The sequence below is a fragment of the Ensifer sp. ZNC0028 genome, from assembly GCF_000799055.1.
GTDB lineage: Bacteria > Pseudomonadota > Alphaproteobacteria > Rhizobiales > Rhizobiaceae > Ensifer.
The window spans coordinates 1-297 of record NZ_JTLA01000217.1; the positions used below are offsets into that span (position 1 = coordinate 1).

The 297-nt window shown below is 63.3% G+C and carries 1 protein-coding gene; it reads right to left on the reverse strand.

The features are described from left to right. A partial coding sequence (locus tag L981_RS32660; RefSeq protein ID WP_043626919.1) for a hypothetical protein occupies nt 1–297 on the reverse strand: 297 nt, incomplete at both ends.

Genomic DNA, 297 nt, shown 5'->3' on the forward strand with positions numbered 1-297 from the left:
CCTGCCAGAGTTCCTTGAGGCCAATGCCGAACTTCTGGACGTCGCTGTCCCTGGAGAGATCGAACTTGGCGATCAGCTGCTTGGCGAGAGAGCCGCGCACGCCCTCGCCGATCAGCGTGTATTTGCCGAGCAGCGCCATGCCGCGGGCGAAGTTCGGACCCGGCTCGCCGTTCCTCTCGATGCCCATGTCGCCAGTGGCGACACCAATGACGGCACCCTCGTCGTTGTAGAGCACTTCGGTTGCGGCAAAGCCCGGATAGATCTCGACGCCGAGTTCTTCCGCCTTTGTCGCCAGCC